Annotated in this window: 5 protein-coding genes; all 5 read left to right on the top strand. The window is 41.2% G+C overall.

The features are described from left to right. On the top strand, positions 1 to 882 hold an 882-nt coding region (locus ACTIE6_RS03100), incomplete at its 5' end, for a site-specific integrase (RefSeq protein ID WP_439555234.1). Between the two features lie 43 nt (positions 883 to 925). Then, positions 926 to 1,072 (top strand): hypothetical protein, encoded by a 147-nt coding sequence (locus tag ACTIE6_RS03095; protein ID WP_439555233.1) that lies wholly within the window; start codon positions 926 to 928, stop codon positions 1,070 to 1,072. A 112-nt stretch (positions 1,073 to 1,184) separates the two neighbouring features. Continuing rightward, positions 1,185 to 1,445: a hypothetical protein gene (locus ACTIE6_RS03090; protein WP_439555232.1), complete on the top strand. Its 261-nt coding sequence runs from the start codon at positions 1,185 to 1,187 to the stop codon at positions 1,443 to 1,445. A gap of 70 nt (positions 1,446 to 1,515) precedes the next feature. After that, a complete protein-coding gene (locus ACTIE6_RS03085) occupies positions 1,516 to 2,601 on the top strand; it encodes a site-specific integrase (protein ID WP_439555231.1) in 1,086 nt (361 codons plus the stop codon). A gap of 189 nt (positions 2,602 to 2,790) precedes the next feature. Further along, the coding region (locus tag ACTIE6_RS03080; RefSeq protein ID WP_439555230.1) for a primase-helicase family protein at positions 2,791 to 4,035 on the top strand (1,245 nt) is incomplete at its 3' end.

The following is a 4,035-nucleotide window of genomic DNA, read 5'->3' as shown; positions in this document are numbered from 1 at the left end:
TGCCTCGAGAGATTTCTTAATAATGAATTTGTACAGCTGGAAGGTATCGAATATGAGAAAAAAACGGTTGACAAAAAGCGGTATATAGTTGCGCGTACGAAACAATATATTCTGTCTACTTACGGAAATCGCTATTTGCAACTTTCTCAATTAAGGCCAATAGACGGGCAAAACCTTGTAAATTTTTGTAAGAAGAATTTCGCGCATGGGCACAATCATGCAGTGTTGCATGCTGAGTTTCTGAAGCGCACCTTAAACTACGCAATTGCTAACGAGTGGATTGAAAAGAACCCGCTTGCATTTTTTAGACCAAAGAGGGAGCGCAAGCAAGTGCAAGTTTTACACGAGGGTGACATTAAGAAGCTGGAAGCGGCGTCGTTCTCCACCCGGGAGTATGTATACGTTCGAGATGTATTTCTTTTTTGCTGCTATACCGGGCTTTCTTATACAGATGTAAACCGCCTTGATAGATCTCACTTAGCCCTGTCGGATGATGGAAGCCCATTAATCCGTATCAGTAGGGGCAAGAATGGAAATCCTTGCATAATACCTCTGATCGAAAAATCGATTCGCCTCATTCAGACTTACTCTGATAATCCGGACAGTGTTCGTAGAAATACAATTTTCCCAGTGTACACAAACCAGGCGATGAATCGGATTTTGAAGGAAATCCAGGCAATTGTCGAGTTGGAATTGAGGTTGACTACGCATGTTGCCAGAAAGACTTGCGCCTCATACTACATAGCCAACGGAGTTCCCCTCACAAGTGTTGCTTCCATGCTGGGTCATGTTAAAACCAGTACAACAGAACAGTACTATACGCAACGGTCTGAAACCTTTGTATTAAAGCACTTCCGCGAATTTCAAGAGAGGGTGTCATAAATCCTAATTATATGGACTACGTAACTACTATCAACGGCCACGAATGCCGCTTCAATGTCACGTGCTTGAAGTATTCCAGGATTATGAAAACCTGGCTATTCTTTGCCAGGAATATGCGCCGAAAAACATTTCCTATCTCGGAGCAAGACGCAGAAAAGTTGCTCAGAAAGCGCACTTTCACAAGGCATGAGAAAGGGAGTGAAATCCTTTTTCAGTTCAATGCAAACTCTAATTTCCGGCTCTCAGAAACGAGAGCTGAATTTGATTTACAAATGCTTCTTTAACTCAAAATCATATCTTCTATGAACAACCTGGGCAGTATTCAGCCGGCCTTAGACAAGGCAACCGATTACGTAAACGAAAGCGACAGATTTTCGGATGAAGTTGTAACAGAATTGAACAGCCTGCTATTCGGAATATATCGGCAGGCTGAAATTGAAATGATGAAAAGGACAATAACGGAGGCCGGATTAACGGAAATTATCACGCACTTCATTAGTAATGAGCCTGAAAAGATCAACCTAATTACATCCATCATTTCCAATGGTACCTCTCAGAAATAAAAACAAATTAATTATCCGATTCAATGCCCGACTTAGTGGAAAGCAGAGGTTTGTGTACTGCAGACTGCGATTGAATGCTGTCACTGCGACTGATTTTTCTTTGGGTATTCAGGCCGGTGAAAATTGGCATGGAACGGAGCAAAGGTTTATTGGTAACGATCAGGATATCATAGAGCTGAACGAGCGTCTCGAAGAAATTAGAAGCGATATTCGACTCGTTTTCCGGAATCTGTCAAAAACCTCAATACCGAGCGTAAACGAGGTGCGCAGAGTTTACCTTAATAAAACTGGTTCACTTACGCTGCTCGAAGTCAGCAAAGCTCACATCAACAAGATAAAGTCAAGATCCGGGTTTCGTGGATATAGCAAAGGCACTTTAAAGGCGCATCAAACCATGCATCAGCATATCGTTAAGTTCTTTGCAAGTACCAACCGTAAGGACATCTTATTGAGCCAAATTGATAACTCATTTGGTCACGCTTATATAGACTTTCTGCGATTTAAGCAGAAATACACGCAAAATTTCATTGTCAAAAGCCTGAATAGATTAAAGTTCCTGATTGATCAGGCGGTCAACGCCGGCAAACTAGACCGAAATCCGCTTGCGCACTTGAAGGAAGAAAAAGAGCCGCCAGGTGAGATCTATTTTTTGACAGAATCGGAAATTGAATCGTTGAAAGACAATCCTTTATTCTCGCCGGCTCAGACCAGAGTTGCAGATACATTTCTCTTCCAATGTTTTACCGGCTTGTCGTATTGTGATCTCTCATTATTCTCACCTGAAAAACACTTGTTTAAGGATAATAGCGGACGTTTATTTATCAGATACAGCAGGAAGAAAACAGACCGGCCGTTTGTAATACCTGTTTTGAAGTACGCCAAATACCTGATTGACAAGTACGATGGGAAAATACCAGTACTTACCAATCAGAAAATGAACGAGTACTTAAAAGAGATCGCCTCGATCACAGGGATTAAAATCAATCTTACAACGCATATTGGACGAAAAACAGCTGGCACCTACCTGCTCAACCGAGATGTGCCGATGGAGAGTGTAAGTAAAATTCTTGGGCATAGCTCTATGAAGATCACTGAGAAAATGTACGCGCACCTGCTTCCAGAAACAATTCTTCGCCATACAGCCCATTTAATGTAATCAACCTGTATGATGAGCAAAATCCCTTCACAGAAATCAGATCCAGCATAGACAAGAATGTTCGTGTGATACAAATGGCCAACACAGACATTTTTGTCTATGACACAGGTAAAAAAAATCCCTCCTTCGTAAGCCAACGAAGGAGGGGAAAATGGCAAAGTCAGTATTCAAACTCCTAATGATGCAAATATGCAAGAAATATTAACAATCGAAAAGCCGACAGAACTTCATTTTAATAAAGACAAAGGCGCAAAAGCGGCTGGAAATCAAGGTGATGGTAATCAAAAGCTGGAAATTTCAATTCCTGACAAGCTTGAAGAAGAAAAGAGCAACCAGAAAATTAAGGAGAAAAAGATCGCGCAAATCCAGCGGGAGTATATTCGTGTAGGAGATAACTATTTGAAAGAGGTCTGGGAGCCTGATAAATTAGGCAGGCGGCAAAAAAAGTACGTTCCAAGGTTGAAATCCACAATTAAAGATGATTTCGGAGCGAATTACCTCCCCTATATTAAAAAATATGAAGGGTTTGTAACCGTTCCTTCCCATGTAAATTATCAGTCGGAAATTGGCGGCTTTTTTAATAAATACAACAAGCTTACTCACGTCCCAAAACCTGGGGCGTTTCCCAATATTTCACGGGTATTAAATCACATTTTCGAGGGGTATTTAGACTTTATAATGGACTACATGCATCTTCTATATGTGAAGCCTACTCAGAGGCTTCCGGTCCTTCTGTTGGAGTCACAACAACGAAACACAGGGAAAAGCACCTTTGGCACCTTATTGAAGCATATTTTTCAAGACAATGCAATCAAAGTTGGAAATAGCGATTTCGAAAGTGATTTCAACTCTGTTTGGATTGATAAGCTCTGTGTGATTGTAGACGAAACATCCCTTGAGAAAAAGGGGATTATGCAGATGATCAAGCGCCTTAGTACTGAGACAAGCAAGGTAACCTCCAACGAAAAAGGGAAAATTCAAACGCAAATCGATTTTATAGGGAAGTTTGTTTTTATGAGCAACGAGGAGGGTAAGGCGTTACCCATTGAAAGAGGTGAAAATAGATTTGCCGTTTTCAAAATTATGACCTTCAAGGATAGAGGAATCACGGACGATCCGAACATTGAGGAAAAAATTTCAGCAGAAATTCCGGCATTCTTACATCACTTAGCAAATATGAAGCCGACCTACCCGGAATCAGGTCGGATGTACTTTGCGCCGCATGTCTACCATACCAAGCAGCTCGAAGTATATTTTGAGGGTAGCCGATCAAATCTAGCCAAAGCAATACAAGATATGATCGCCGATGCATTTTCAATATTCACGGATCAGAAGGTGCTGCACTATTCCGCTACTGATCTGATGCACCAGTTGAGAAATGGTGATTACACTAAAAAGTTTGACCGGCATTACTTGAAGTCTGTATTAGAGGGT

Origin of the sequence: Dyadobacter sp., assembly GCF_051859145.1 — a bacterium.
GTDB lineage: Bacteria > Bacteroidota > Bacteroidia > Cytophagales > Spirosomataceae > Dyadobacter.
Note: the sequence above shows the minus strand (reverse complement) of the source record. Positions and strands in the feature narration are given on the sequence as shown.